Below are 1016 nucleotides of genomic sequence, written 5' to 3'. Positions count from 1 at the left end.
AAAAATTGCAACCTGAAACTAGACTGGAAAAGAATTTTTAAGTCACCTTGACTTTAGTATCTAATAATAATCCAGGCTACCCAGGAAAACATAATCGGAACCTCGAAGGATACAATGAGCCAAAATACAAACATAAAGAGACATTAATAGCTGCAAAGATAGAGCAAATACCGACAATGGCTGCATTGGTCAGAAGACTAAAAAATGACCCTGTATTTCGATACATATGTGGATTTGGCGTAATTGCAAGCGTACCAAGTGAAGCAACTATGAGCAGATTTTTAAGAGAACTAACAGAAACAGGTATTCTGAAAGAACTGTTTAATTCGCTTGTAAATAAAGCCGAGCAAATGGGGATTATTGACTGCACCTCTATTGCAATAGATTCCACAAAAATTGAGGCTTATGAGAAAACCAAGCCTAGAAAGTATGTATCGCAAAACGGTAAAAGCGCTGACTGGGGCGTCAAAAGAAACACTGATGGCAACACTGAAGCCTGGTTTGGCTACAAAGTGCATGCTGCTGTGGACACAAAATCAGAGTTACCAGTAGCTATCACCGTAACACCGGCCAATGTCCACGATAGTGAAATAGCTTTAAAACTGGTTAAAAAGGCCAGCAGCGTTCTGGTTAAATCACCCAAGTTCTACCTGATGGACTCTGCGTATGACTGTAATGACATTTACGAAACCATAAAGAATGACTTTCACGCCCAGGCAATCATAGCTCTTAATCTTAGAGGGACCAGGCAACCTAGAGCTGGCTTTGATTTTGATGGGACACCTATTTGTTCCGCAGGGTTTCGGATGGTTTACTGGGGCAGCGATAACGGAGTTAACAAGTTTCGTTGTCCCCACGTACTTGATAAAGCTGAATGCCCTTTGGTACCGACTGGTGTTCAAGCTCAACTATGGAATGGTGATAAAAACTAAATTGAAGATGACTCAAGCTGTTCTGCAGCCCCCACAGGGGGACCAAGAACTGGCAAAAGCTATATGATGAAAGAACAAGCGTTG

The 1016-nt window shown here is 41.6% G+C and carries 1 protein-coding gene; it reads left to right on the top strand.

Features of this window, described 5'->3' with window-relative positions; translation table 11 throughout:
- Positions 1-47: 47 nt before the first annotated feature.
- Positions 48-932, top strand: a complete 885-nt coding sequence (locus SSCH_RS07355; RefSeq protein ID WP_052835432.1) for an IS1182 family transposase — start codon at positions 48-50, stop codon at positions 930-932.
- Positions 933-1016: the final 84 nt, after the last annotated feature.

Origin of the sequence: Syntrophaceticus schinkii, from assembly GCF_000946815.1 — a bacterium.
Classification (GTDB): domain Bacteria; phylum Bacillota; class DSM-12270; order Thermacetogeniales; family Thermacetogeniaceae; genus Syntrophaceticus; species Syntrophaceticus schinkii.
Note: the sequence above shows the minus strand (reverse complement) of the source record. Positions and strands in the feature narration are given on the sequence as shown.